Genomic DNA, 24,878 nt, shown 5'->3' with positions numbered 1-24,878 from the left:
GGCTGGAACACAAGCCACCGTTGGTGTCGGAGAGGGTCGGGCTCCGTGGAATTGTATCGCCTACAGTGATGGCACGACAGCCGGTATCGAGTTCCCGGGCGACGAAGGCGCATTGTGACCTTTCAGGTGTGTATCCGGAAAGCACCAACCATGATCAAACTTGAATAGCGTCAAGTTCACACATGCGCACGTCGTAATAAGATTGGGCTTGAACATGCCCGATTTCCGTAAGGTTATAAAAAATGCACGTATTCAGCTCGGTTGTATTTGCGATCATTTGCACTGTTATAGCCGTCGTATCAGTTCCAAAATACGGCATTGCCCAAACTTGGGACATCGCATCCCGGCACTCCGTCAGCGGCGTAACGGTATATGATGCGGATGAGTTGCTAACTTATGCCGGCCAATTGGCCTTCAATCGGTCAGGTCGCATCACGGCGGACGGGGTCGCATCAACGATCACTCAAATCTACCGAGAAGACGGTTATTTCTTGGCTGAGGCCTGGCCTGGACCCGATGGGCAGAGCATAGTTGTGGATGAAGGGCGCATTCAAACCATCGAAATTGAAGGTGTAGATACGCGCACGTTCCAAACCCTGGAGAAGATCTTTCGCCCACTCACCACCGCATACCCGATAACTCTCAAACAATTTGAGCGGGCGGTCATGTTAGCCGAGGACATACCCGACTTGGACGTGTCGACCGAACTTGATTACCCGGATCAGGCTGGCGCTCGGTTGAGGGTACTGGGCGAACCTCTGCGCAAACAAGCCGGTAGTGCGACACTCGACAACCCTCCGCGTGAGCTGGGAGAAGCGCTCAGCTTCTATGTCGTACAAGAGTTTTATTCGACGCTGACCGTCGGGGATTTGCTGCGATTTGAGGGGTCTGGCAACTACAATTGGGACAAAGACGACGAACACTCTTTGTGGGGTGCTGTTACCTATCGCACGCCGCTGAACAGCGATGGTCTGTACGGTGAGGTTTTCTACGGAAACATAAACGCAAAACGTGATCTCTCGGGGGAGTTTGCAAGGACAGATGTTGATGGCGAGAACTTCACCGTCGCGTTGGGCTACCCGGTGATCCGCGATGTGGCCCGTTATGGATATCTTCTGCTGGATTATCGCCTTTCCGAAGCGGACTCAGTCAGTGGCGGCGTGCCATTATCCAGTGACGCAGGTGTCGTCGGCCTAACGTATCTCTATGGGCAAAACTATTCAAAAGGGCAAACTTTGGAGGCGGGATTAACCTTATCGTTTGGCAACAATAATACGACGGACGCGAATTTTGACGACGGCGACTCCTCGTTCTGGCATCTACGGGGCGGCATTGGATACGAAAGCCCGCTTACGGGCATATCGCCCAACACAGCGTGGCGCACTGAGATCTGGGGCCAGTTCACAACCGACCGGCTGCCCTCGGTAGAGGAGTACTTCCTTGGTGATCGTTATGCTTTGCGCGGATATCGTTTTGACGAGGTAGATGGTGATTCTGGGATCTCCGCGATTTTCGAAGTGTCTCATTCCTACTTCCCTAGGTCCCAGAGCATACATCGCTTGACGCCCTTTGCTTTTTTCGACGTGGGGTACATCTCGAACAATGACCCTGCGAGTTTTGAAGTTGAGAATGCTACACTGGCATCGACAGGTCTGGGTTTGGACATTGAGTTTAAGCAAAACCTATTCTTGTCCGGATATGTCGGTGTTCCTTTGAGGGACGGTCCTTTGACCGACTCTGGCGATCCTGGCGCGTATCTTGCTCTGACAACAAGTTGGTGAGGATGTTATGAAACGGAACCGCATTGCTTTACTTTCCGCAGCTTGTTTGATTGCTGGACTGGCCGCTACGCAGGTCTTTGCCCGCGGAAACCAATACGGTTGGTGCCGCGGTGTAGGGAACCCACACCAGTCCGGCCAAGGATGCGGGCAGACCGGTGGGCAAGGGCCAGGCAATCAAATTACCGGCCCAACGCAGCCGGTGGCTAATCAATTGCCACCTCGGGGAACGCCGCAAACGCCCACGTCCGTTACAGTGCCGGTCCTTGCACCGGGCGCGGTCCCGAACGCAATTCCCGGTAGGGTTCCTATCGCGACGCCAATAGCGATACCCGGTCAGGTGCCAACGCCGATCGTAGCGCCGACACTAGCTCCGCCATTGGTGCCAAACCCGACACCAAACCGGGTTCCGACAGCCGTTCCCAATCAGGTTCCGCCGTTGGCTACCGGACCGACTGCCGTGCCGCCGCAAGTTCCGACTGCGACTCCCAATCAAGTTCCGATAGCTGTCCCAGGCCAGGTTCCGCCTCAACCCAATGTGCCGCCCCTGGTGCCGACAGCAACACCCAACCAAATACCAGTCGCGGTTCCTGGTCAGGTTCCGCCTCAACCTAACGGTCAAACTGCTGTGCCACCGCTCGTCCCAACCGCGACTCCCAACCAGGTTCCCATAGCGGTTCCTGGTCAAGTTCCACAGTTGACGCCAAAACCTACGGCAACTCATGTGGCCGTCCCAGGACATCCGAAACCACAAGGCGTAGTGACAGTTATGCGCCCAAAGCCAAGGCCGACGACCGGTACTGTGCAGCCAACTGGCACAACACAAGTGACCCACCATTTGACCCATCAAAGCAATTCAAAGAAACACGACCATGTCGCAGCAACACCTGGACGGCACGACCCGCACGACTTACCCAGGTTCCGCAACGCAGCGGCCAAGGAAAACTGGGAATGCGTTGCCAGCGGATTTGGACAGCGCCGTTACGACGCAGGGCGTGGTGTATTGCTGAACAGCGGAGCGTTGCGGCACCTAGGAAACGTGGACGCTATGGCGCGGGATGTACCAGCACGGCATCCAAAACACTCTGGGTGCATTATTTCGGTTAAACGAAAACAGCGCTGAAGCTTGTCTGGTAGCTATTGCTCGGACAAAGAGGTCAATCGACCAATATCGTCTGGTTTGGTGGAGTTTGTATTGCCCTTATTCCCCTAGCACTAACGTTGGCTGACGTAGCCCAACAATGCTCAGTACCTAAGTTTTGTCAAAATAGGCCAACAATCTAAAGCGCCGCACTTCCAAGAGGGGTCTCCGGCTATTTGGGCCGGTCTGGTTAGGCGAGCAAAAGCTTGAACGGCACCTTTGCAAAGTCAGATTTCAGCGCATTTCTGTAATTAGGGAGCCACGCGGCATCAATCAATCGGGCTCAAAGCGGTCGTTCGCTACAGTCCCCACGAACGACCGTTATGCGGACGGAACGGGCCTTCGCTGTGCCCTATTCGAATGGCAGTATTCCACTGAGAATTCATAAGAGCGGTTTGAACCAGCAAGGTGTACTACAGTCCTGTGCCGCCGCTCAGAACAGGCTGTGAGGTAGGATCAACAGCGAGTACTATAAATGAAAGCTTGGAAAATTAAATGGAGCTGGGTAGGGAGCCACGCAGCCGTCAAGCAACCGCATGTCGGTATCCTCAGTGCACGGACGTCGGCAGCAAAAGTTCGCGAGTATGTGGAGGTACTGTACCAGGTTCAAAAATACAATCTGTGCGAGCAACTTGATCAAGCTCGGTACAACAAACCAATGCTCAATCCTTATCCGGCCGCGATTGTTGGCTCATGGGAAGGCAGCATCACATGCGGGCATAATCTGTTTCTTGAAGCATTCTTAGCACAAGAAATCACTGTTGAGATTGACGAGGCTGGTCAAGAAGTGCTGTCGTACAAACGAATAGTGTTCGGCGACTTGTCTCAGAATACGTAGGCAATCGGAACGGTTGCCCAAGATCGCGGCACAAAGATTGAGGTTGGTGCAATGTGGCGCCTTGCGGCTTTATTGACAGAAAATATGAAGCTCCTATCGGCATCCTTTTTGCTTGGCTTAAGCCCGACCACGTCGTTCGGCCAAGATTGGGTATCAGTTTGTGTTTCAAATAACTCGGTTATTGTGAGAACCGAGAGGCAAGCTCGTCCTTTGGTTGTGGGTGTACATGGCGATATCTTGGCCGATAGCGCTTACGATTGTGCCGGGGATGTTTGCAGCTCTCCGGGCGTAGAAAACACAACTAGGTTTATGCAGTTCTTCCCGTCGGGCAGTGGTAGAGTTGGCGATTATCGGTCGATGACCTCAACTGTTACGATTAACGGGAACCAACTAAAGTCTAGTAGAGACCTGAGTTGCACGGTTTCGAGAGTGCAGTACTAGGTCCTATCAAGCCGCAAAGAGTCTTTAGCCAGAAATGCTCGGCAAAACTACGTTTGGATTGCCACTTGTTGAGTCGATCAATCAAAACCGACATTCGACACAACGTGCAGCATCGTTCAAGATGGGCTCTGAGCGGAAGATGAACCGGAGAATTCGAATGTCTGCTTGGGAGCAGCGAGCGGGAGATCCCGCCCGCCTATTTCGTTAAAGATCGATACGTTCGGCAATACTCAGCGCGTCTTCAAGCTCGACACCAAGGTAACGCGCCGTACTGTCCACTTTGCTGTGACCGAGCAGAAGTTGAACGGCACCTACGTTCCCGGTCTTTCTGTATATCATAGCCGCTTTGGTGCACCTAAGCGAATGCGTGCCGTAGCTGGACGGATCGAGACCAATCGCTGACACCCATTCCCGGACAAGCCTAGCGTATTGCCGGGTCGAAAGATGCGGTAAAGCATGCATACGACTCGGAAATAGATACCGTTGTCCATGCATGTATTGAGAAGAGACCCATTGCGACACGACTTCACGTGTATTCTCTGTCACTTCAAATTGCGCCGGCTTTGCAGTTTCGCTTTGAACAACGGAAACCCGATCGCGAACAGTGTTGCCAACGGCAAGATCGTTAACCCTCAGGCGGACCAGATCGCACCCGCGCAACTTGCTATCGATGGCAAGGTTGGACAATGTCAGGTCTCTCAGCTTGTTTGCAAGTTCGAGTCGAGCGCGAATGGCCCAAACTTGCTTTGGCTGCAATGGCCGCTTTTGTCCAGCTAGTCTGCCATTGTTCCAAGGCGGACGACGCGTTGTGACAACGGGAAGTAGAGATTTGGACACCTTAGATCTCCGTCCATTCCTTTCCGCCCCGAACATCGACACTGTGCCGACAGCTGCAGTCTAATTGTCGCTCGTGAGTCTTCAGCACAGGAAAGTTCTCAGGTTTCAGGAACTGCCACCGCTGATCTTCTTACCCATCACATCCGCTGTCTGCCGCAATGGGTCATCTGCGAGGTGCGCATGGCGTTGCGTGGTGGACGGGTTCGTGTGTCCAAGTAACCGACCGACTATAGGCAGACTCAGACCGCTGGAAACCAGATGCGACGCATGTGTATGCCGATTTTCGTGGATACGGTAGTCTTGAAGACCTGCAGATGTGGTGACCGAGCTCCAAAGTTTCTTCAGATCCTTGTACGGTTGGTCCGGAGAGCGTCCCGGAAACAACCAACGACTTTCAGGAGATGCCCCTGCTTTCATTGCCGCAAGCAAATCACAGGTTGCTGACGAAATCGGCAGGTGCTTTTGTCGCTTTTGCTTTGTGTGGTGCGACGGCTTTGTCCACACCGCGCGGTCCAAATCGAAGTCTTCCCATTTTGCCTTCAGCACTTCGCCGATCCGTGCGCCTGTCAGAAGTTGCAGGCGTATAGCGTTGGCTGCAACCTGATTTGGATGCTCTGACAGAGCCACCAAAAGCCTTTGCAGCTCATCGTCTGACAGCCAGCGGTCCCGCTTTTCCTCGGGAAACTTTTCTATAGCGCGCGCCGGATTGTCAGAACGCTGACCCCAGCGTACAGACAGTTCAAACATTTTCGACATGAGGGCCAGAGTGCGATTGGCTTGATATGGTGTATCGCGCATTTGATTGTGAAGCTTTTGAACATGCTGACGCGTCACTTCAATGCCTTTAAAATCCCCAAGCTCGGGGAGAATGTATCGGTCCAGCATCGGCCGATCATTCCGAACACTACCGGGACGTTTCTTTGGCTCCGCATGTTCGGTCATGTATCGCTGCAAGTGAGTTCACCGTTGGTGAATGCCTGAGCGTTTGAGCATCCGCGACAGGATCTCCGCCGCGCACCACGTCAGCAAGAAGCGCGCGTGCCATTTCGCGGGCGGCGCCCAAAGACAAGGTCGGCCCATATCGCCCAAGTGTCTTGCGTTTCGACCGTCCGGTTTGTTGCTGAAATGCGATCGACACTTGATTTTGTTAGTCTGGCATTGGGCGTATTGCATCCAGATGACTTAGGTAGCATAGGGTAAGCAAAATGCGGGGAGTTGGGGAGAGCCTTGTAGCAACCACAGCGCGTGAATACTCCGATTTTGCAGGGGAGTACGCCACTCAATCGAACTGCCCATAATGCTGTCGAAAAAAGAGAAATAAGACTCTTAATCAGTGGGTTGCAAGTTCGAATCCTGCACGGCTCACCACTTTTTCCAAAGATTGATCAGGACGCGGCGCGGCGCGTTCACTTCTTTTCGAAGAACAGCACGACTTCGCCCAGCCGTATGCCAAAGCGCGAGACATAGGCGCGGTTCAGCAGGCGGTCGTCGTCCAGCAGCCACATCCAGTCGTCGAAATCGACGCGCATCGTTCCGTCTTTCACCGGCAGGTCGATGCGGTATTTCCAGTTGAACGTGTCGCCGCGCTCGGTTCCCGACGCGGTGCCCAGAACGCCGGGCGCGGTGCCGGTCCAGGTATCCTCGCCGGTTTTGGTCAGGGTCCAGATGCGCTGTTCCGTGGCGCCGTCATCATAGACGAAATCCTCGACCAGGGTCAGCGTCTGGCCGGCCCATGTCCCGTTGATGTCGACCGTGAACCGGCGCGGGATGTTGCCCAGAACGTCCTGGAACTGCCCATAGGCCACGGTGTGGCCCTCAAAGAACTCTTCGAGGTTCAGCTGGCGGTCCGACAGAAAAGTGGTCGGAACTTTTGGTTTGAAGGCACAGGCCGCCGTCAGCAGCAGGCACGCGAAGGCCAGTCGTTTGATGAGATGGGTCATTGCAGGGCCCTCGGGTCGGCGGTGCGGTCATGACCGTTTGCACCGGGCACATGCGCGGCCTTTTCCGGCGGGGCGGGGCGCATCGTGGCGACAAGCTCAGCCACCTTCAGGCCGAACTTGCGCATCTCCGAGCGGTTCATGATCGCCCCGCTCTCGGTCAGGTACATCCAGTCTGTCACATCCAGGGTATGGCCCCCGGCGTCTTCGGGCAGAACGATGCGATAGGTCAGCTTGACCGTCGCGCCCGAGATCACGCCGCGGCCTTCGCCGACGATGTCGTCGGCGGTTGCGGTAAAGCTGTTGCCTGTGCCCATGGTCAGGTACCATTTGCGGGTCATCTGCTTGCCGTTCGAATAGGTGAAATACTCGGTCAGGGTGCCGGAATTGCCGTTCCATTCCCCGATCATCCGCGCAACGAAGCTGTTCGACATCTTGCCGGTCGGGCCATAGATCAGCCCTTCGGACAGGATTTCTCCGTTCAGATTATCCTTCAACGAGAAATCGGGGCCGGTTCCGGCATAGTCCGACGGCGATTGCGCGCGAAAGCTGAGAAGGCGGGTTTTGACCGCGATCAGGGCCAATACGGCCAGTGCGGCAATCAGAAGGAATGTCATTTTGCGGGTACCTCTGTAGGCAGCGTCAGGACCATTCCGAACGCGCCGAGTTTCAGGATGCAGGGCAGCACGGCATAGGCCAGGTTGAGCGTTTCCAACGCCTGCGCCGAATTCGTCTGACCGGGCACGAAGCCGCTGCGCTCCAGCAGCGGAAGGGTGAAGAATGCGGCCAAAGCCAGCCCCAGTTTGCCGGCGAATGACCAGATGCCGAAGGCCGCCGAGGCATTCAGCCCCGCGCGTGTCAGCACCACCGAGAACATGGCCGGCAGAACCACCATGTCCGCCCCCAGCGCCGCTCCCGACGCCAGGCAGATCACCGCGAACCCGACCAGATTGCCGGGCGCCAGCATGGCCGCCCCGACAAAGCCCAGAATGGCCAGCGGCATCGCGATGATCAGAGTCTGTTTCGGGCCAATCCGGTTGCTGAGCCGCGCCCAGAGCGGCACTGTGGCCCCGGCGTTGAGGAAGAACAGGATCAGCAGCGGCCCGGCCTTGCCCGGCAATTGCAGCCGGTCCTCGACGAAGAACAGGAACAGCGTCGAGGTGATCGCAACCGGCAGGCTGTTGACGAGCGCCAGCGCCAGCAGACGCAGGGCCCCGGCCTGACCCAGCCCGTCGAACGACAACCCCTGACCGGTGATGGGCGCGCGCCGCCAGATCGGCAATGTCAGCACCATGGTGACCACCGCCAGCGCGCCCAGAAACAGCCCGAAGGCCGGATAGCCCTGCGCGCCCGCGCCCAAGGCGACGAACAGCGCCGGTGCGCTGGCGGCCAGGACCACGCCGGCCAGTTGTCCGCCCTCACGAAAGGCGGCGAGCGTCATCAACTCGCGCGGGGTGGCCTGTTTCGCCAGCGTCGCGCTGCGACCATAAAGCAGGATTGTGCCCAGGCTGTAGGCGGAAAACAGCAGGATCAGGATCGTCACGAGGGCGCCGACGCTCGCCCCCTGCGGCAGTGAGAACAACAGCGGAAAACCCACTGCCAGACCCCCTGCGGCCAAGACGGCAAAGCCCATCTGCCCGCCGGGCCAGCGGTCAATGGCCCAACCGATCAGCGGGTCTTGCACCAGATCCACCAGCCGGATCAGCAGCAGAACCGTACCGATCACGCCCAGGCCGATCCCGAGGTTCACCGCCGCGAAACGCGGCAGATGGATGTAGAGCGGGATACCCGCCGCAGCAAGCATCAGCGCATAGAGGCTGACACGCGGATACAACATCACTGACCCCGCAGCTGGCGCGTAAAGGCGGCGGACCGGGTGTTGTTTCCCAGAAAGATCGACATGAAACTGCGCTTGATCCCCGGATAGGACAGGGTGCAGGTCTTGCGACCGTTGCGCCAGAACTCGATCGCGTTGGGGCCTTTGGTGACGGCCAGATAGCTGTCCCCGGCACCAACCGCCTGATAACAGGTTTTCAACTGCGCCTCGATCGGGGCGCTGTTGCCCTGCCGGGCCATCTCGTCCAGCGTGGATTCGATCAGCGCCTTCTGCTTCAACGATTTCCGATAGGTCAGCTTCAGGCCGAAATCCTGCGACCAGCTGAGCGGGCCGCCGCCTTTGGTGAACAGCTGCGCGTCGTAGATCGGCAGACCGAGGAACCGGAAGGTGGCAGTGCCGCGCAGCTCGGCATCGGGCAGCAGGTTGGTGACGGGGGTGGCCGCCAGCCCGGCAGGGGCCAGCAGAACCAGGCTCAGGATCGCTGCGTTACGGGCTGGCCGTAACCGGGACAGCGACGCTTGGATCACGTATCGCATTTTCAGCTCCGTTGGTTTGCGGATCGCCGGTCAACAGCCCGACCACGTGCATCGCGCTGGCGATTCCGTCTTCGTGGAACCCGTGCCGGTTGTAGGCGCCGGCGAACCAGGTCCGGTTGCGGCCCTGCATTTCCCGGATCTGGCCCTGCGCTTTCAGCGCGGCCTTGTCGAACACCGGATGGGCAAATTCCACCTCGTCATAGATCTTGTCGGGCGCGATGTCGGAGGACGGGTTCAGGGTGACGAACAGGGGGTCGCTTTCGGGGATGTTCTGCAACCGGTTCATCCAGTAGGTCACGCCCACGTTGCCCGCCTGCGAGCGGTAGGTCCAGCTGGACCAGCAGGCGCGGCGGCGCGGCATTTGGCTGGGGTCGCAGTGCAGAACCGCGCGGTTCGGCTGATAGCGGATCGCGCCCAGGGCCGCTGTCTCGTCGGCGGTGGCGCTCTGACCCAGAATGGCCAGCGTCTGGTCGGAATGGGTGGCCAGGATGATCTCGTCATATTGATCCGAGCGGCCCTGCGCCTGCACGGTCACGCCTAAGGCGTCGCGGTCGACGCTCGAGACCGGCGCGCCGAGGCGGATGTCGCAACCCCGGCCGCGCAGAGCGGATTCGATCCGGCGGACATATTCGATGCTGCCACCCATTACGGTCCACCACTGGTGCTGGGCGCCGCGTTTGCTGGACAGCAAGGCGTGGTTGCGGAAGAACTGCACCAGCGACCGCGCCGGGAACTGATCGACGAACTCTACCGGAGTGGACCAGATCGCGCCGCACATCGGCATCAGATAGTTGTTGCGGAACCAGTGGCCCAACCGCATCTGGTCAACCAGTTCACCAATCGTGGTGTCATCATCCCGAGCGGCCTCGGGCGCTTCTTTGCCAAAGCGCAGGATGTCGGCGATCATCTTGTAATAGGAGGGCCGCACGAGGTTGCGCTTCTGCGCGGTGATCGTGCGCAGGTTGTTCAGACCATATTCGATGCGCCCATTGTCGATTGTGGCGCCAAAGCTCATCTCGCTTTTGATGACCGGCACATCCAACTCACCGAACAGCTTGGTCAGATAGGGATAGGTGGCATAGTTGAAGACGATGAACCCGGTATCGACCGGTTGGTCGCCGTTGCGCCCGGCCATCACCGTGCGCGCATGTCCGCCCAAACGGGGTTCGGCCTCGTACAGGGTGACGTCGTGACTCTCTGACAGGTAATAAGCCGCTGATAATCCTGAGATGCCTGCGCCTACAATTGCGATTTTTTTCCGTACGCCCCGGGTTTCGTCGAACATGCCATCCTCTTTATGCGACATTTTACAATAAGATACGCAGGGTAGGCCGGAGCGGATCAAATCCGCGCCATGTTTTTCCCTGTTTCCCGCTGATCGGCGGGCAGTGCGTCAGGATTGCATCAATCGCGGTTGCTGGTGATCCGAGGTCCGCCCGTCCGCGTAATGAAAGATGTTATGATCGAGACAACCCAACCCAAGACCGCGGCTGTTCACGCTTCGGCAAATGCGAACCGCCCTGCATGAGCAGTTTTGACGGAAAAACCTATTGGATCATCGGCGCCAGCGAAGGTCTGGGCCGGATGCTTGCCGAAGCCTTGGGCGGTCAGGGCGCGCACCTAGTGCTGTCCGCGCGCAATGCCGAGCGGCTGGAGCAGATCTGCGCTGCGCTGCCTCATGCCCGTGCGGTGCCGCTGGACGTGACCGATCTGGCGCAGGTGCGCCGCGCCGTGGCCGAGGTCGGCCCGGTGGACGGTCTGGTCTACAACGCCGGGGCCTATGAGCCGATGCGCGCGCAGGACTGGAAGACCGAAGCCGCGCTGGCCGTCAGCGACGTGAACTATTCAGGCGCGCTGCGGGTTCTGGGGGAAACCGTGCCGGCCATGGTGCAGGCGGGACGTGGCGACATTACCCTGATCGGGTCGCTGGCGGGCTATCACGGACTGCCTGCGGCGATCGGGTACGGGTCCAGCAAGGCGGCGCTGGTCTCGCTGGCCGAAACGATGCGGCATGACCTGGCGGGAACCGGGGTGACGGTGCGCATCGTCAATCCGGGGTTCATCAAGACCCGGCTGACCGACAAGAACAGCTTCAAGATGCCGATGCTGATGGAGCCCGAAGACGCCGCGCAGCGCGTGCTGCGCGCAATGGCGCGCCGGCGCTTCCGTACCGACTTTCCGGCGCCGTTCTCGTGGGTCATCCGGCTGATCGATTACCTTCCTGATCTTCTGGTCTATCGCGGAAAATAGACTCTAACCAAAGCGTCCTTGGCAGAACCAGCCCGCCGACATGGTGCCGCCATGGCCGTAGAACAGCCATAGCCGCTCGCCCTGTTCGGTCACCACCACCCAGTAATCGCGCACGCCGCTGCGCCAGTTGGGGTCATCCAGCCACCATTCCGGGGCGATCCGTTCCGGGCCGGTGGCCTGCGCCAGGTGCCAGTCGCGCCCGCGCCAGCGGAAATTGGCGGGCACATCGGGGCGGTCGGGGGCCATCACCGGCTCGGGCCGCCACATCAGCAGGGGGCGCGGGCGCGGCGGGGCGGGCCAGTCGCGCGCCGGTTCCGACCAGGCCGCCGCCAGCGTCTGGGCGGTTTTCTCGGGGATGTGCGAGGCCGCCGGGTGCTGCCGCGTGATCGCCTCGAGCCCCACCCGCGCGCCCAGTTTGCCGATCAGGTCGTCCAGCGCGGTGTTCCCCTCCAGCCGGTTGCGGACGGCGCGGCTGGCTTCGGCATGGCCGGTCAGGGTGCGGGCATGCACCGGCTCGGTCTGCACCGCCGCAAGGCGCAGCATGTCGATTCCATAGCCCGCGTCGATCTGGTCGATTTTCATCTCTAACAAAGGGCGAATGCGGTGTTTGTCATGGCTCGGGCGGGCCAGCCCGATCTCGACGATCTCGGCCGCCTGATCGGTGCGGTGCGCCTCGAGCCGCAGAGTCCGCGCCCCGCGCGCCTTTTCTTCCAGCCGCGCGCACAGGGTCGGCAGCATCCGGTCGATGGCGGCCATCACGTCCTCGGCCAGACCGATCGGGTTGGGCAGGGTCATCCGCACCGCAAAGTGATGCGGGGGCCGCGCGGGCGAGACCGGCTCGGGTGCGCTGCCCATCGCCTGATCCAGCCGCAGCACCAGCCCGCGCCCGAACCGGCGGGCAAGGGACGCGCGCGGCTGGCCCAGCAGGTCGCCGATCCGCCGCAGGCCCAGCCGGTTCAGCTGCGCCACGGTCTGGTCGTCCAGCCGCAGCGCGGCGATGGGCAGGGGGGCAAGCGCGCCATAGGCCTGCCCCGGCGGCGCGATCCTGGCTCCGCCGCCCACGGTCACCACCTGCGGCGCGGCGCCGCCCTTGGTCCAGTGCCGCCGCTTGCCAGCCCGGGCGCGGGTGGCGCGGGCCTCTTGGGAAATGGCGTCGCCATTGCGGTCGGACGTGGCCTCTTGCCCGGCATAGCGCGCCAGCGCCCAGGCCGCGCCCAGCGTGTCGGCGATGCCCATCTGCACGCTCAGCCCCATTTCGGCGCAGTCGGTCTCGATCACGTCCAGCAGCGCCTCTTCGCCGCCGAACAGATGGGCGCAGCCCGACAGATCGACGATCAGGCCATCGGGGGCCTCTTCGGCCACCCAGGGGCTGAACTTGCCCGCCCAGCGGCGCAGCGCGGTCAGAAATGCGGCCTCGGCCGGGGCGTTGCGGGGGCGGGTGACAAGGGCCGCGCACATGGCATGGGCATCGCGCACCGGCTGGCCCACGCGCAGACCGGCAGCCTGTGCATCAGTGTTCAGCGAGGTGATGACCTGCATGTTCGACTGTTCGGCCACCACCGCCAGCGGGCCAGAGTGCAGGCCCCGCGCGGCGCGGATCAGCCGTTCGGCCCCCAGACGGGGGAACCACAGCGAGAGTATTCGGCGTTTGGGCATCGGGCAGACATCAAGGCGTTCTCATTTTGTTCTTATCTGAGAATCATGCCCCGAGTCGAGTCCGCCCTTATCCGCAGGTCAGCCGCTGAATGACCCCGGCTCCGTTCACATAGACGTTCAGCCGGTCGATGCGGTAATCCTGCGTGGCGATGTCATCAGGGCCCAGAACGCGGCTCCGTTCCGGCAGGCTGGTCTGAATGGTCGAGACCGGTTGCCCCACGGACTGGGCAAAGGGTTCGCCCTTGCAGAAGGCCAGATCCACCGGGGCGGCATCCAGCTCGGCAGAGCCCGGTTCGGGCAGGTCGGTTTCGGCGCAGGCGGCCAGGACGATCAGGATCGGGATGAACCGGTACATTGGCGCTCCTCTTTTCGGCAATGTCGTTTCTGAAATATCAAAAGCTTACAGAGACTGCCATGAAAGCGCAGTTGAAAACACCCTGTATTTGACGCAGGGTCGGGTCAAACAAGACAGGGAGACAAGCAACATGCGAACCCGTGCCGCCGTCGCCGTTCAGGCGGGCAAGCCCTTGGAAGTGATGGACGTGAACCTCGAAGGCCCCAAGGCGGGCGAGGTTCTGGTCGAGATCAAGGCCACCGGCATCTGCCATACCGACGAATTCACCCTGTCGGGCGCCGACCCCGAAGGCCTGTTTCCGGCCATTCTGGGCCACGAGGGCGCGGGCGTCGTGGTCGAGGTCGGCCCCGGCGTGACCAGCCTGAAGCCGGGCGATCACGTGATCCCGCTCTACACCCCCGAATGTCGCGAGTGCGAATACTGCCTGCACCCCAAGACCAACCTGTGCCAGGCCATCCGCGAGACGCAGGGCAAGGGTTTGATGCCCGACGGCACCTCGCGTTTCTCGACGCTGGATGGGGATCCGATCCTGCATTACATGGGATGCTCGACTTTCTCGAACCACACGGTTCTGCCCGAGATTGCACTGGCCAAGGTGCGCGAGGACGCGCCGTTCGACAAGATCTGCTATATCGGCTGTGGCGTGACCACCGGCATCGGCGCGGTGATCAACACCGCCAAGGTGGAAATCGGCAGCCGCGCCATCGTGTTCGGCCTGGGCGGCATCGGACTGAACGTGATTCAGGGCCTGCGTCTGGCCGGGGCTGATCAGATCGTCGGCGTCGACCTGAACCCCGCCAAGGTCGAGATGGCCAAAAAGTTCGGCATGACCGATTTCGTGAACCCGTCCGAGGTCGAGGGCGATCTTGTCCCCTATCTGGTGAACCTGACAAAGGGCGGAGCGGATTACACCTTTGACGCCACCGGCAACGTGCAGGTGATGCGCGCGGCGCTGGAATCGGCGCACAAGGGCTGGGGCGAATCCATCATCATCGGCGTGGCGCCCGCAGGGGCCGAGATCTCGACCCGTCCGTTCCAGCTGGTCACCGGTCGGTCGTGGCGCGGCACCGCCTTCGGCGGCGCGCGTGGGCGCACGGACGTGCCCAAGATCGTCGACTGGTATATGGAAGGAAAGATCGAGATCGACCCGATGATCACCCACACCATGGGTCTGGACGGCATCAACACCGGCTTCGACCTGATGCACAAGGGTGAAAGCATCCGGTCGGTGGTGATTTACTGAGGCCGGAAATTGCAAGGGCGGGGTTACACCCGCCCGCTTTTCCTCCTATGTTCAGTTCAGAATTTTACGTCTGAATTGAGAGACCAAGTTGACCAACACCACCACAGAACGACTTGCCGTTCTGATTGACGCCGAGAATGTTCCGGCAAAACACGTCGCCGAAATCTTCGAAGAAGTTGCCACACTGGGCGAGGCCAGTCTGCGCCGGATCTACGGCGATTTTTCCGGCGGTATCCCGCAGGGCTGGAGCGCCGATAAACTGGCGGAATACGCCATCGTACCGCACCAGCAATTTGCCAACACAACCGGCAAGAACGCGGGAGACATCGCCTTGGTGATCGACGCGATGGACATTCTGCACTCGGGCCGCTTCGACGGGTTCGTTCTGGTGTCATCCGACAGCGATTTCACCCGCCTGGCCAGCCGCATCCGCGAGCAGGGTTTGAGCGTGTTCGGGATCGGCGAGGAAAAGACGCCCAGCGCCTTCAAAAACGCCTGCAACCGCTTCATTCGCATTGAGAACATCAAAAAGGAAGAAACGAATGGCGGCGAGAGGGCAAAGACAGCTCAGCTCAAAAAAGAGATAAATCATGCATTCCAGTTAATCCGGAATGTCGTGCTCAAATCCGAGGAACCGGACGGATGGGCGGGCCTTGGCTGGGTAGGCAGTCAGCTGAGCATGAACTATCCGGATTTTGATACGCGAACCTATGGCTTCAAGCGGCTGAGCGACTTGGTACGAGCCACCGGGAAATTCGAGGAAACAGGTGAAAACGGCGGCCTGAAGATCAGGCTTAAAGATCAGTAGCAGCCGCACTACGACCCTGGCCGCGCCGAGGCGCCGGTGTCAGAGCGCGGCGAGCGGACGCGCAAAACCGGCTTGTTCGGCGATACATTTGCCCGGCTTTCGCGCCAGACGACGAAGATGCCCGATGCGATGATGATCGCGGCCCCCACGGCCACCCATTTGTCGGGCTTTTCCCCAAAGAACACTGCGCCGAAGATCGTGGCCCAGATGATCTGGCTGTACTGGCTGGGCGCGACCACGCCAGCGGGCGCCGCGCGATAGGCCAGGATGATCAGGTGCTGGGCGATCACCGAGAACACGCCGACCAAGGCCATCATCGCCAGATGGATCAGCGAAGGTGGCTGATAGACCGCCGGTTGCGCCAGGCTCATGACCGCGATCGCCAGCAGCATCGGATATAGAATCAGCACCGCCGAGCGTTCCTCGTTTCCGATCTTGCGCACCAGTACGGATGCGAAGGCGCTGCAGAAGGCGGCCGTCAGGGCGGCAAGGTGGCCCAGGGTGATCTCGGTCGCGCCGGGCCGCAGGACGATCAGCACCCCGATCAGACCCACGCCCACCGCGGCCCAGCGTTGGGCGCGCACGACCTCGCCCAGTATCGGGATCGACAGGACGGTGACGATCAGCGGAAAGGAAAACAGCAGCGAATAGACCTCGGCCAGGGGCAGGACTGAGAAGGCGTAGAATGCGCAGGACATACCCGTGACCATCAGCCCCGAGCGCAGCATGACCAACCATGGATGGCGGGGCAGGAAGTTTCCGGTGGCCTTGTCCGCCAGAATCGTGACCGCCATCGGCACAAAGGAAAACAGCGTGGCGAAAAAGATGATCTGCAGCACGGAATAGGTGCCGCCCAGCGTCTTGATCAGTGCGTCATGGGTGGCAAAGACGGCAAACCCGAGAAAGGCAAAGCCAAGTCCCTGCAGGGTCGAGTTCTGTGTGCTCATCTGGCTGGTCTCGGGCGGTTGGATGCTGTGGCAGGTGTCTGAGGTCTGATTAAACCCAATCGGCAGAGTCGGATAGTCCAAACTTTACCGCTAACATCCCCGCGGGGCCGGCCGTTCAGCGCAGGATCGGCGGAGCCCCGGCCGGTTGGCGGGCGGCCGCGACACCGGCCTGCATCCCCGCGCCGATGCGTCGGGCCAGCGCCACCCAGGGCGTGGCCGTTTCCGGGGGCAGGGTGCCGTGGGCGACCTCTTCGAACAGGTCCAGCCAATGGGCAAACATTTCGGGTTTCACGTCCGGACGCTCGATATGCACACGCTGCGGATTGCCGCTGTAGCCGCGCTCGTACAGGATGGCGTTGCGCCAGAAGGCGGCGATCCGGTCCTCATGCGCGGGCCAGTCGGTGACGTGGCGGTTGAAGATCGGGCCCAGCAGGGCGTCCTGCCGGACGCGGGCGTAGAATGCGGTGACCTGCGCGCGGATCTGGTCGGGCGTGGCGGGAAAACGTGGGGGCAGCACGGGCCGGGTCATGGTCGAGGCTTTCGATTCAGGCTCTGTTCAGGGCAGATACCGCGTTTTCCGGCCCGGATGCAGGGGCGGAATTGTCGCGCTGCCCCGGCGTCAGCAGGTGCCGCAACAGGGCCACCGGGTGTGCCCGCAGGCTCAGGCGGGTGGCGACGTAATCCTCGACCACCTGCTCGCCCAGCGACATCTGCGGCAGATGGGCGGCGGGTTCGTCCAGCGCCTCGCCTTCCAGATCCTGCGCGAACAGGGGCAGGGGTTTGGCGGTGGCGATCGCCTTGGCCTGCCACAGCGCCTCGCGCCGGGTCAGGCCGCAGGCGGCAAAGGCATCGGCCTCGGCCAGACGCTCGATCACCGAGGGGCCAAGGCCCGCGCGGCGCCAGACGTCGTCAACCTGGTGGTAGCCGTTGCCGCGCGCGGCGGTCAGCCAACTGGCGTCCTCTTCGCTCAGGCCCTTGATCTGGCGAAAGCCCAGCCGCAGGGCCAGCCCGCCATGGCCGTCTGGCTCCATCACGTTGTCCCAGAAGCTGGCATTGATGCAGACCGGACGCACTTGCACGCCATGCTCGCGCGCATCGCGCACGATCTGGGCGGGGGCATAGAACCCCATTGGTTGCGAATTCAGCAGCGCGCAGGCAAAAATCCCCGGATGGTGGCACTTGATCCAGGCGCTGGCATAGACCAGCAGCGCAAAGCTGGCCGCATGGCTTTCGGGGAAGCCGTAGGAGCCGAACCCCTCGATCTGCGAGAAACAGCGCTCGGCAAATTCGGCGTCATAGCCGTTGCGCTGCATCCCGCGCAGGAACAGGGTGCGGAATTCGCTGACATTGCCGTGCTTCTTGAAGGTCGCCAGCGACCGCCGCAGCCGGTCGGCCTGTTCGGGGGTGAAGCCCGCGCCGACGATGGCGATCTGCATCGCCTGTTCCTGAAACAGCGGCACGCCCAGCGTCTTGCCCAGCACCTCGCCCAGCGCGTCCGAGGGGAAGCTGACCTCCTCCTCGCCGTTCCGACGCCGGATATAGGGATGCACCATGTCGCCCTGGATGGGGCCGGGGCGGATGATGGCGACCTCGATCACCAGGTCATAGAAATTGCGCGGCCGCATCCGGGGCAAGAAGTTCATCTGCGCACGTGATTCCACCTGGAACACGCCGACCGAATCCGCGCGGCACAGCATGTCATAGACCGCCGGGTCCTCGGGCGGCAGGGTGGCGAGCGTGTAACTCGTCTGATGGTGCTGGGCGATCAGGTCGAAGGCCTTGCGGATGCAGGTCAGCATGCCAAGGCTCAGGACATCGACCTTGAGGATGCCCAGACTGTCGATGTCGTCCTTGTCCCAGCAGATGACCGTGCGGTCCTCCATCGTGGCGTTCTCGATGGGCACCAGCTCGTCCAGACGGCCCTCGGTGATGATGAACCCGCCCACATGCTGGGACAGGTGGCGGGGGAAGCCGTTGATCTGATGCACCAGTGTCAGAGTCTGTTTCAGGCGGCGGTCCTCGGGGTCGAGGCCGATTTCGCGCATCCGTTCCGCCTCGAGCCCTGCGGTCGAGAAGAACCCCCACAGCTGCGAGGACAGGGCGGAAATCGTGTCCTCGGTCAGGCCCATGGCGCGGCCCACCTCGCGGATGGCGCGCTTGCCGCGATAGTGGATCACCGTGGCGCACAGCCCCGCGCGGTGGCGGCCATAGCGTTCATAGATGTGCTGGATCACCTCTTCGCGGCGTTCATGTTCGAAATCCACGTCGATGTCGGGCGGCTCGTCCCGCGCCTCGGAGACGAAGCGTTCGAACACCATGGTGCCCATCTCGGGGCTGACCGAGGTGACGCCCAGGCAGTAGCAGACCACCGAATTGGCCGCCGAGCCGCGCCCCTGGCACAGGATCCCGCGACCGCGGGCGAAGTGCACGATGTCGCGGACGGTCAGGAAATAGGGCTCGTATTTCAGCTTGCCGATCAGGGTCAGCTCATGCGCCAGCATCGCCTTGACCTTTTCGGGCGCGCCGGCGGGATAGCGCCAGGCCAGCCCCTCATGCGCCAGACGGTGCAGGCGCTGGGCGGGGGTTTCGGTGCCGCTGACCTCGCTTGGGTATTCATAGCGCAGCTCGTCCAACGAGAAGGTGAGGTCCTGGCTGAGCGCATACGCACGGGCCACAGCGCCTTCATGCCCCTTGAAGATGCGCAGCATCTCGGGTTCCGAGCGCAGGCGCTGTTCGCCATTGGCCAGCGCGTGACGGCCCAGATCGTCCACCTTGCGGCGCAGCCGGATCGCGGTCAGCACATCGGCCAGCCGGCGGCGCGAGCCGTGATGCATCATCGGCGCGGCGCTGGCGATGGTGAGCACGCCCAGATGGCGCGATTCAGTCTCTAACAAATGGAAAAACATCGAATCCGCCCCGTCATAGCGCGGATGCATCAGCAAATGCATGCGCCCGGCAAAGCGGCGCGTCAGCTGTTGCGCCTGTGTCCGCCATCCGCTCGCGCCGCCGGTCGGACGGCCCGCCTGTGGCCAGAGCAGCAGGTGGAGGCCGTCGGAAAACTCCAGCAGGTCGGACAGGTGCAGGATGCAGTCGCCCTTGGCCGCGCGCAGCCGTCCGGTGGACAGAAGGCGGCACAGGCTGGCCCAGCCCTGCCGGTTGAGGGGCAGGGCGGTGACGGGCGGGGCGTCGGTAAAGATCAGCCGCACCGCCGGGATCAGGCGCGGCACCGCATGCACCGGGAACGAGGGCGGTTTCGGGATGTGATCGGGGCAGGGCGGGCCGATGGGCGTGTTCTGTTCTTCCCACGCGCGGCGTTCGCGCACCTTGCGGGCGATCTCGCGCGCTTGGGTGTGGGCGCGGACGATGCCCGCCACCGAGTTGTCATCGGCGATGGCGATGGCGGGCAGGCCCAGGGTGACGGCGCGCTCCATGTACTCCTCGGGGTGCGAGGCCCCGGTGAGGAAGGTGAAGTTCGACGTGATCGACAGCTCGGCATACATGGCGATTCCACATTATATTCACGTTTTGTTCTTTTTCGAGTCCCTGTCTGCATTGCGCAGGAAACGGGTCGTCTGCCCGCGTGTGGCAGGCGCATTGTCAGGGCAACAAAAGGAGACTCGAGATGTTCAAGATCACCGCCCTGCCCACCGACGAAGTACGCGCCTTTCAGGCAGGCGCGCCCGATGCCTACGGACACGCGCCTGAACGCGCGGTATCAACCGGAACCGGAAATCCGTGCCGCCATTGCTTGCAGCACATTCCCGAAGGTGCAGAAATGCTGATTCTGGCCCATCGGCCTTTTGCAGAGACACATCCTTATGCCGAAACGGGGCCGATCTTTCTGTGTGCAAGCCCTTGTGAACGGTATGAAGGGACTGATCTGCCAGAGGTTCTGACCTCATCGCCCGATTATCTGATCAAGGGCTATGGCCGCGATGACCGGATTGTCTACGGTACCGGCGTCGTGACACCCACCGGACGGATCAGCGCGGCGGTGGATGCAATACTTGCCCGCCCCGAGGTGGCCTATATCCATGTACGCTCGGCCCGGAACAACTGCTATCAGGCGCGGATCGACCGGGTCACAGCTTGACCCGGTGCAGACCCCGGCGCGGCTGGTCCTGATCGTCGGCCGGGGCATCGTCGGCGCGCGAGGAGGTGAGGGCAAGGAACACGTCCTCGAGATCGGCCTCTTCGGTGCGCACGTCGCGGATGCGGATGCCGGCCTGACGGACCGCTTCGAGCACCTGCTCGGCGCTGGTTTCCGGGCTGCGGTAGTGCAGCGCCAGGCTGCCGTCGTCGCGCAGGCTGGCCTGAACGCCGGGGGCGGCGGGCAGGGCGGTCACGGGGGCCTCGGGGGTGATGACCATGGTGCGGCCGTCCATGCGGCCCAGCAGGTTGGCGGTGCTGTCCTGTGCCACCTTCTCGCCGTGGTTGATGATGGCGATCTCGTCGCACATCTCCTGCGCTTCTTCCAGGTAATGGGTGGTCAGGATGATGGTCATGCCCTGCTGGTTCAGCTTGCGAACATTGGCCCACAGCATCTGGCGCAGTTCGATGTCCACGCCGGCGGTGGGTTCGTCCAGCACCAGGATTTTGGGGTGGTGCACCAGTGCCTTGGCCAGCAGCAGCCGCCGCCGCATCCCGCCCGACAGCGTGCGGGCATAGGCCTCGGCCTTGTCGCTGAGGCCGACCAGTTCGAGGATCTCGTCGCTGCGACGTTGCGATTTCGGGACGCCATAGAGCCCGGCCTGCACCTCGAGCGCGCCACGGGGGGTGAAGAACGGGTCGAGGTTCAGCTCCTGCGGCATCACGCCGATGGCGGCGCGGGCCTGGCGCGGGTTGCGGTCCTGGTCATGGCCCCAGATCGTCACCTGGCCTGCGGTCTTGATCACCAGCCCTGCCAGGATGTTGATCAGGGTCGATTTGCCGGCCCCGTTCGGCCCCAGCAGGCCAAAGACCGATCCGCGCGGGATCTCCAGATCGATGCCCTTCAGCGCATGTTTCTCGGGCTGGCCCTTGCCGCCGCGATAGGTTTTGCGCAGGCCGCGAAGGCTGATCGCTGCATCGGTCATTGCTGGCTCTTGCCCCCGGTTTCCTGATCCCTCATAAACGCACCTAATGCATGCCCGCGAGGCCGACAACCAGTGAAGGATCGCACGCCGTGACAATCGAAGCTCCGGAAACCAAGATCGTCGAGACAAGCCGTGTCGCCTGTGATGGCGGCGAGGGCGCGCTGGGCCATCCGCGCGTTTGGTTGCAGATCCCCGAAGATCAGGGCTGGGTCGAGTGCCCCTATTGCGATTGCAAATACGTGCTGAAGGGGCACGAAGCAGCGGCCTGACCACCCATGGCCTGTCGGGTCGGAAGAATTTGACCGAACACAGCAGACGGCCACGCGTGACGGGTGGCCCTGACGGCGCGCCCATGCCATGAGTTGGGTTGGCGAAGACGAGGGAAAGGGCGCGCGATGACAACGGGATTCGGCAAAGGCTGCCATCTGCATCTGATCGACGGATCGGCCTTCATCTTTCGCGCCTATCACGCCCTTCCGCCGCTAACGCGGAAATCGGACGGGTTGCCGATTGGCGCCGTTTCGGGCTTTTGCAACATGCTGCAGCGTTACGTGGATGGCGACCACGGCCCCGATGCGCCGACCCATCTGGCAGTGATCTTCGACAAGGGCTCGCACACCTTCCGCAATGACATGTACGACCTCTACAAGGCCAACCGCGAGGCGATGCCCGAGGACCTGCGCCCGCAGATCCCGCTGACCCGGCAGGCGACCGAGGCCTTCAACATCGCCTGCAAAGAGCTGGAGGGGTACGAGGCCGACGACATCATCGCCACGCTGGCCTGCCAGGCGCGCCAGGCCGGGGGGCGGGTAACCATCGTCAGTTCCGACAAGGACCTGATGCAGCTGGTGGGCGACGGTGTCGAGATGCTGGATGCCATGAAGAACAAGCGCATCGACCGCGAGGGAGTGTTCGAGAAATTCGGCGTCTATCCTGAGCGTGTCGTCGATGTGCAGGCGCTGGCCGGTGACAGCGTCGACAACGTGCCGGGTGCGCCGGGGATCGGGATCAAGACGGCGGCGCTGCTGATCAACGAGTTCGGCGATCTGGAGACGCTGCTGGACCGCGCCGAGGAGATCAAGCAACCCAAGCGCCGCGAAACCCTGATCGAGAAACGAGATCAGATCGAGTTGTCGAAAAGGCTGGTGCAGCTGGATTGCGAAACACCGCTGGACTTCACGCTGGATGATCTGGAGCTGCGCGATCCCGATCCGGACAAGCTGATGGAGTTTCTGGCCGAGATGGAGTTCCGCACTCTGACCAAGCGGATCGCCGACAAGCTGGGCGTCGAACCGCCGGTGATCGCGGATACTCCGGCGCCGGCGGCAGATGAGCCGCAGGCCGAAGACATTCCGTTCGATTCCAGCAAATACGAATGCGTGCGCGATGCGGCCGCGCTGCGGAAATGGAACGATCAGGCCTATGAGCGCGGCTGGCTGGCCGTGGACACCGAGACCACGGGCCTAAACGAAATGATCGCCGATCTGGTCGGCATCTCGCTCTGCATCGAGCCGGGCGAGGCCTGTTATATCCCGCTGACCCACCGCGACGGGGCCAGCGACGACCTGTTCGGCTCGGACGCGCTGGCCGAGGGGCAGATGCCGCTGGATGAGGCGCTGCAGATGCTCAAGCCGGTGCTCGAGGATCCGTCGATCCTGAAGATCGGGCAGAACATGAAATACGACGCCAAGATCTTTGCGCGCTACGGCGTGGATGTGGCCCCGATCGACGACACGATGCTGATGTCCTATGCCATGCATGCGGGCGAGCATGGGCACGGCATGGACACCCTGTCCGAACGCTATCTGGGCCACACGCCGATCCCGATCAAACCGCTGCTGGGCTCGGGCAAATCGGCGATCACCTTCGACAAGGTGCCGATCGACGAGGCGACCGCCTATGCCGCCGAGGATGCCGACATCACCCTGCGCCTGTGGAAGCTGTTCAAGCCGCAGTTGCACCGGGCTCAGGTGACCACCGTCTATGAAACGCTTGAACGCCCTCTGGTGCCGGTTCTGGCCGAGATGGAGATGCATGGCATCAAGGTCGATCGCGATGTGCTGAGCCGCATGTCGAACGCCTTTGCCCAGAAAATGGCCGGGTTAGAGGCTGAAATCCACGAGCTGGCCGGAGAAACCTTCAACGTCGGCTCGCCCGCGCAGTTGGGCGAGATCCTGTTCGACAAGATGGGTCTTGAGGGCGGCAAGAAGGGCAAGACCGGAAAGTATTCGACCGGCGCCGACGTGCTGGAAGATCTTGCGACCGAGCATGAGCTGCCGCGCCGGGTGCTGGACTGGCGGCAGCTGTCCAAGCTGAAATCGACCTATACCGACGCGCTGCAGACCCATATCAACCCCGATACGGGCCGGGTGCATACGTCTTATGCCATCACCGGGGCGAACACGGGGCGTCTGGCCTCGACCGATCCGAACCTGCAGAACATCCCGGTGCGCACCGAAGAAGGCCGCCGCATCCGCGAGGCCTTCATTGCCGAGCCGGGCAACGTGCTGGTGTCGCTCGACTATTCACAGATCGAGCTGCGCATCCTCGCGCATATCGCCGATATTCCGGCCTTGAAACAGGCCTTTGCCGACGGGCTGGACATTCACGCCATGACCGCGTCGGAAATGTTCGACGTGCCGCTGGACGAGATGACGCCCGAGATCCGCCGCAAGGCCAAGGCGATCAATTTCGGCGTGATCTACGGCATTTCGGGCTTTGGTCTGGCGCGCAACCTGCGCATTCCGCGGGCCGAGGCGCAGGGCTTCATCGACCGATATTTCGAACGCTTCCCGGGCATCCGGCGCTATATGGATGACACCATCGCGTTTGCCAAAGAGCATGGCTATGTGCAGACCCTGTTCGGGCGCAAGATCCACACGACAGAAATCAATGCCAAGGGGCCGCATGCGGGGTTTGCCCGCCGGGCGGCGATCAACGCGCCGATCCAGGGCACAGCGGCGGACGTGATCCGCCGGGCGATGGTGCGGATGCCCGAGGCGATCGACGGGCTGCCGGCCAAGATGCTGCTGCAGGTGCACGACGAACTGCTGTTCGAGGTGGCCGAAGACGCGGTGGATCAGACCATCGAGACTGCCCGAGACGTGATGGAAAACGCGCCCGATCCGGCGGTGAAGCTGGACGTGAAACTGACGGTGGATGCGGGCAAAGGCGCCAACTGGGCCGAGGCGCATTAGGC

Annotated in this window: 22 protein-coding genes; 8 read left to right on the top strand and 14 right to left on the bottom strand. The window is 61.6% G+C overall.

Features of this window, described 5'->3' with window-relative positions; all coding sequences use genetic code 11:
* Window positions 1–242 precede the first annotated feature (242 nt).
* A complete protein-coding gene (locus tag ACR0FC_RS12700) occupies window positions 243–1,781 on the top strand; it encodes a ShlB/FhaC/HecB family hemolysin secretion/activation protein (protein WP_170340907.1) in 1,539 nt (512 codons plus the stop codon).
* Between the two features lie 1,613 nt (window positions 1,782–3,394).
* Window positions 3,395–3,757: a hypothetical protein gene (locus tag ACR0FC_RS12695; protein ID WP_170340909.1), complete on the top strand. Its 363-nt coding sequence runs from the start codon at window positions 3,395–3,397 to the stop codon at window positions 3,755–3,757.
* Between the two features lie 645 nt (window positions 3,758–4,402).
* Here the strand turns inward: ACR0FC_RS12695 and ACR0FC_RS12690 are convergent.
* From ACR0FC_RS12690 to ACR0FC_RS12655, 8 genes are all read right to left on the bottom strand, one after another.
* On the bottom strand, window positions 4,403–5,071 hold the full coding sequence (locus tag ACR0FC_RS12690) for a tyrosine-type recombinase/integrase (RefSeq protein WP_170340911.1): 669 nt from the start codon (window positions 5,069–5,071) through the stop codon (window positions 4,403–4,405).
* Between the two features lie 69 nt (window positions 5,072–5,140).
* Window positions 5,141–5,920: a tyrosine-type recombinase/integrase gene (locus ACR0FC_RS12685; RefSeq protein ID WP_480656815.1), complete on the bottom strand. Its 780-nt coding sequence runs from the start codon at window positions 5,918–5,920 to the stop codon at window positions 5,141–5,143.
* A gap of 19 nt (window positions 5,921–5,939) precedes the next feature.
* Window positions 5,940–6,173: an integrase arm-type DNA-binding domain-containing protein gene (locus ACR0FC_RS12680; protein ID WP_367646656.1), complete on the bottom strand. Its 234-nt coding sequence runs from the start codon at window positions 6,171–6,173 to the stop codon at window positions 5,940–5,942.
* Window positions 6,174–6,441: 268 nt separating this feature from the next.
* A complete protein-coding gene (locus ACR0FC_RS12675; protein WP_170340913.1) occupies window positions 6,442–6,975 on the bottom strand; it encodes a DUF3833 family protein in 534 nt (177 codons plus the stop codon).
* On the bottom strand, window positions 6,972–7,589 hold the full coding sequence (locus ACR0FC_RS12670) for a DUF3833 domain-containing protein (RefSeq protein ID WP_093964038.1): 618 nt from the start codon (window positions 7,587–7,589) through the stop codon (window positions 6,972–6,974). Before ACR0FC_RS12670 ends, ACR0FC_RS12675 begins: the two co-directional genes overlap by 4 nt.
* Window positions 7,586–8,809 carry an MFS transporter gene (locus tag ACR0FC_RS12665; RefSeq protein WP_170340915.1) on the bottom strand — a complete coding sequence of 408 codons (1,224 nt, stop codon included), beginning with the start codon at window positions 8,807–8,809 and terminating at the stop codon, window positions 7,586–7,588. Before ACR0FC_RS12665 ends, ACR0FC_RS12670 begins: the two co-directional genes overlap by 4 nt.
* Window positions 8,809–9,345 carry a hypothetical protein gene (locus ACR0FC_RS12660; RefSeq protein WP_170340917.1) on the bottom strand — a complete coding sequence of 179 codons (537 nt, stop codon included), beginning with the start codon at window positions 9,343–9,345 and terminating at the stop codon, window positions 8,809–8,811. The genes ACR0FC_RS12665 and ACR0FC_RS12660 overlap by 1 nt, the downstream gene beginning before the upstream one ends.
* Window positions 9,296–10,630, bottom strand: a complete 1,335-nt coding sequence (locus tag ACR0FC_RS12655) for an NAD(P)/FAD-dependent oxidoreductase (RefSeq protein ID WP_170340919.1) — start codon at window positions 10,628–10,630, stop codon at window positions 9,296–9,298. Before ACR0FC_RS12655 ends, ACR0FC_RS12660 begins: the two co-directional genes overlap by 50 nt.
* 239 nt (window positions 10,631–10,869) lie before the next feature.
* On the opposite strand from ACR0FC_RS12655, the gene ACR0FC_RS12650 reads away from it, so the two are divergent.
* Window positions 10,870–11,595 carry an SDR family NAD(P)-dependent oxidoreductase gene (locus tag ACR0FC_RS12650; protein ID WP_170340920.1) on the top strand — a complete coding sequence of 242 codons (726 nt, stop codon included), beginning with the start codon at window positions 10,870–10,872 and terminating at the stop codon, window positions 11,593–11,595.
* A 3-nt stretch (window positions 11,596–11,598) separates the two neighbouring features.
* Here ACR0FC_RS12650 and ACR0FC_RS12645 read toward each other — a convergent pair whose 3' ends face one another.
* Window positions 11,599–13,251, bottom strand: coding sequence for a Y-family DNA polymerase (locus ACR0FC_RS12645; protein ID WP_170340922.1), 1,653 nt, complete (start codon window positions 13,249–13,251; stop codon window positions 11,599–11,601).
* Between the two features lie 67 nt (window positions 13,252–13,318).
* Window positions 13,319–13,606, bottom strand: coding sequence for an I78 family peptidase inhibitor (locus ACR0FC_RS12640; protein ID WP_170340924.1), 288 nt, complete (start codon window positions 13,604–13,606; stop codon window positions 13,319–13,321).
* A gap of 130 nt (window positions 13,607–13,736) precedes the next feature.
* Here ACR0FC_RS12640 and ACR0FC_RS12635 point away from each other — a divergent pair, with 130 nt between their 5' ends.
* Window positions 13,737–14,849 carry an S-(hydroxymethyl)glutathione dehydrogenase/class III alcohol dehydrogenase gene (locus ACR0FC_RS12635; protein ID WP_170340932.1) on the top strand — a complete coding sequence of 371 codons (1,113 nt, stop codon included), beginning with the start codon at window positions 13,737–13,739 and terminating at the stop codon, window positions 14,847–14,849.
* Window positions 14,850–14,937: 88 nt separating this feature from the next.
* On the top strand, window positions 14,938–15,657 hold the full coding sequence (locus tag ACR0FC_RS12630; protein WP_170340934.1) for an NYN domain-containing protein: 720 nt from the start codon (window positions 14,938–14,940) through the stop codon (window positions 15,655–15,657).
* 8 nt (window positions 15,658–15,665) lie between these two features.
* On the opposite strand, the gene ACR0FC_RS12625 is transcribed toward ACR0FC_RS12630, so the two are convergent.
* From ACR0FC_RS12625 to ACR0FC_RS12615, 3 genes are all read right to left on the bottom strand, one after another.
* Window positions 15,666–16,604, bottom strand: a complete 939-nt coding sequence (locus ACR0FC_RS12625; protein ID WP_170340936.1) for a DMT family transporter — start codon at window positions 16,602–16,604, stop codon at window positions 15,666–15,668.
* Between the two features lie 115 nt (window positions 16,605–16,719).
* Window positions 16,720–17,133 carry a group III truncated hemoglobin gene (locus tag ACR0FC_RS12620; protein ID WP_170340938.1) on the bottom strand — a complete coding sequence of 138 codons (414 nt, stop codon included), beginning with the start codon at window positions 17,131–17,133 and terminating at the stop codon, window positions 16,720–16,722.
* A 16-nt stretch (window positions 17,134–17,149) separates the two neighbouring features.
* A complete protein-coding gene (locus tag ACR0FC_RS12615; protein WP_170340940.1) occupies window positions 17,150–20,104 on the bottom strand; it encodes an error-prone DNA polymerase in 2,955 nt (984 codons plus the stop codon).
* Window positions 20,105–20,226: 122 nt separating this feature from the next.
* Here ACR0FC_RS12615 and ACR0FC_RS12610 point away from each other — a divergent pair, with 122 nt between their 5' ends.
* Entirely contained in the window at window positions 20,227–20,697 is a 471-nt protein-coding gene (locus ACR0FC_RS12610) for a DUF1203 domain-containing protein (RefSeq protein ID WP_170340942.1), read from the top strand.
* On the opposite strand, the gene ACR0FC_RS12605 is transcribed toward ACR0FC_RS12610, so the two are convergent.
* Window positions 20,687–21,679, bottom strand: coding sequence for an ABC transporter ATP-binding protein (locus ACR0FC_RS12605; protein WP_170340944.1), 993 nt, complete (start codon window positions 21,677–21,679; stop codon window positions 20,687–20,689). The two genes, ACR0FC_RS12610 and ACR0FC_RS12605, sit on opposite strands and share 11 nt — an antisense overlap.
* An 89-nt stretch (window positions 21,680–21,768) precedes the next feature.
* Here ACR0FC_RS12605 and ACR0FC_RS12600 point away from each other — a divergent pair, with 89 nt between their 5' ends.
* Both ACR0FC_RS12600 and polA read left to right on the top strand, forming a co-directional pair.
* A complete protein-coding gene (locus tag ACR0FC_RS12600) occupies window positions 21,769–21,948 on the top strand; it encodes a zinc-finger domain-containing protein (RefSeq protein ID WP_093964387.1) in 180 nt (59 codons plus the stop codon).
* Window positions 21,949–22,074: 126 nt separating this feature from the next.
* Complete coding sequence (polA, locus tag ACR0FC_RS12595) at window positions 22,075–24,876, top strand: DNA polymerase I (RefSeq protein ID WP_170340946.1); 2,802 nt, start codon at window positions 22,075–22,077, stop codon at window positions 24,874–24,876.
* Window positions 24,877–24,878 lie beyond the last annotated feature (2 nt).

This window comes from Ruegeria sp. BB9 (assembly GCF_056539345.1).
Note: the sequence above shows the minus strand (reverse complement) of the source record. Positions and strands in the feature narration are given on the sequence as shown.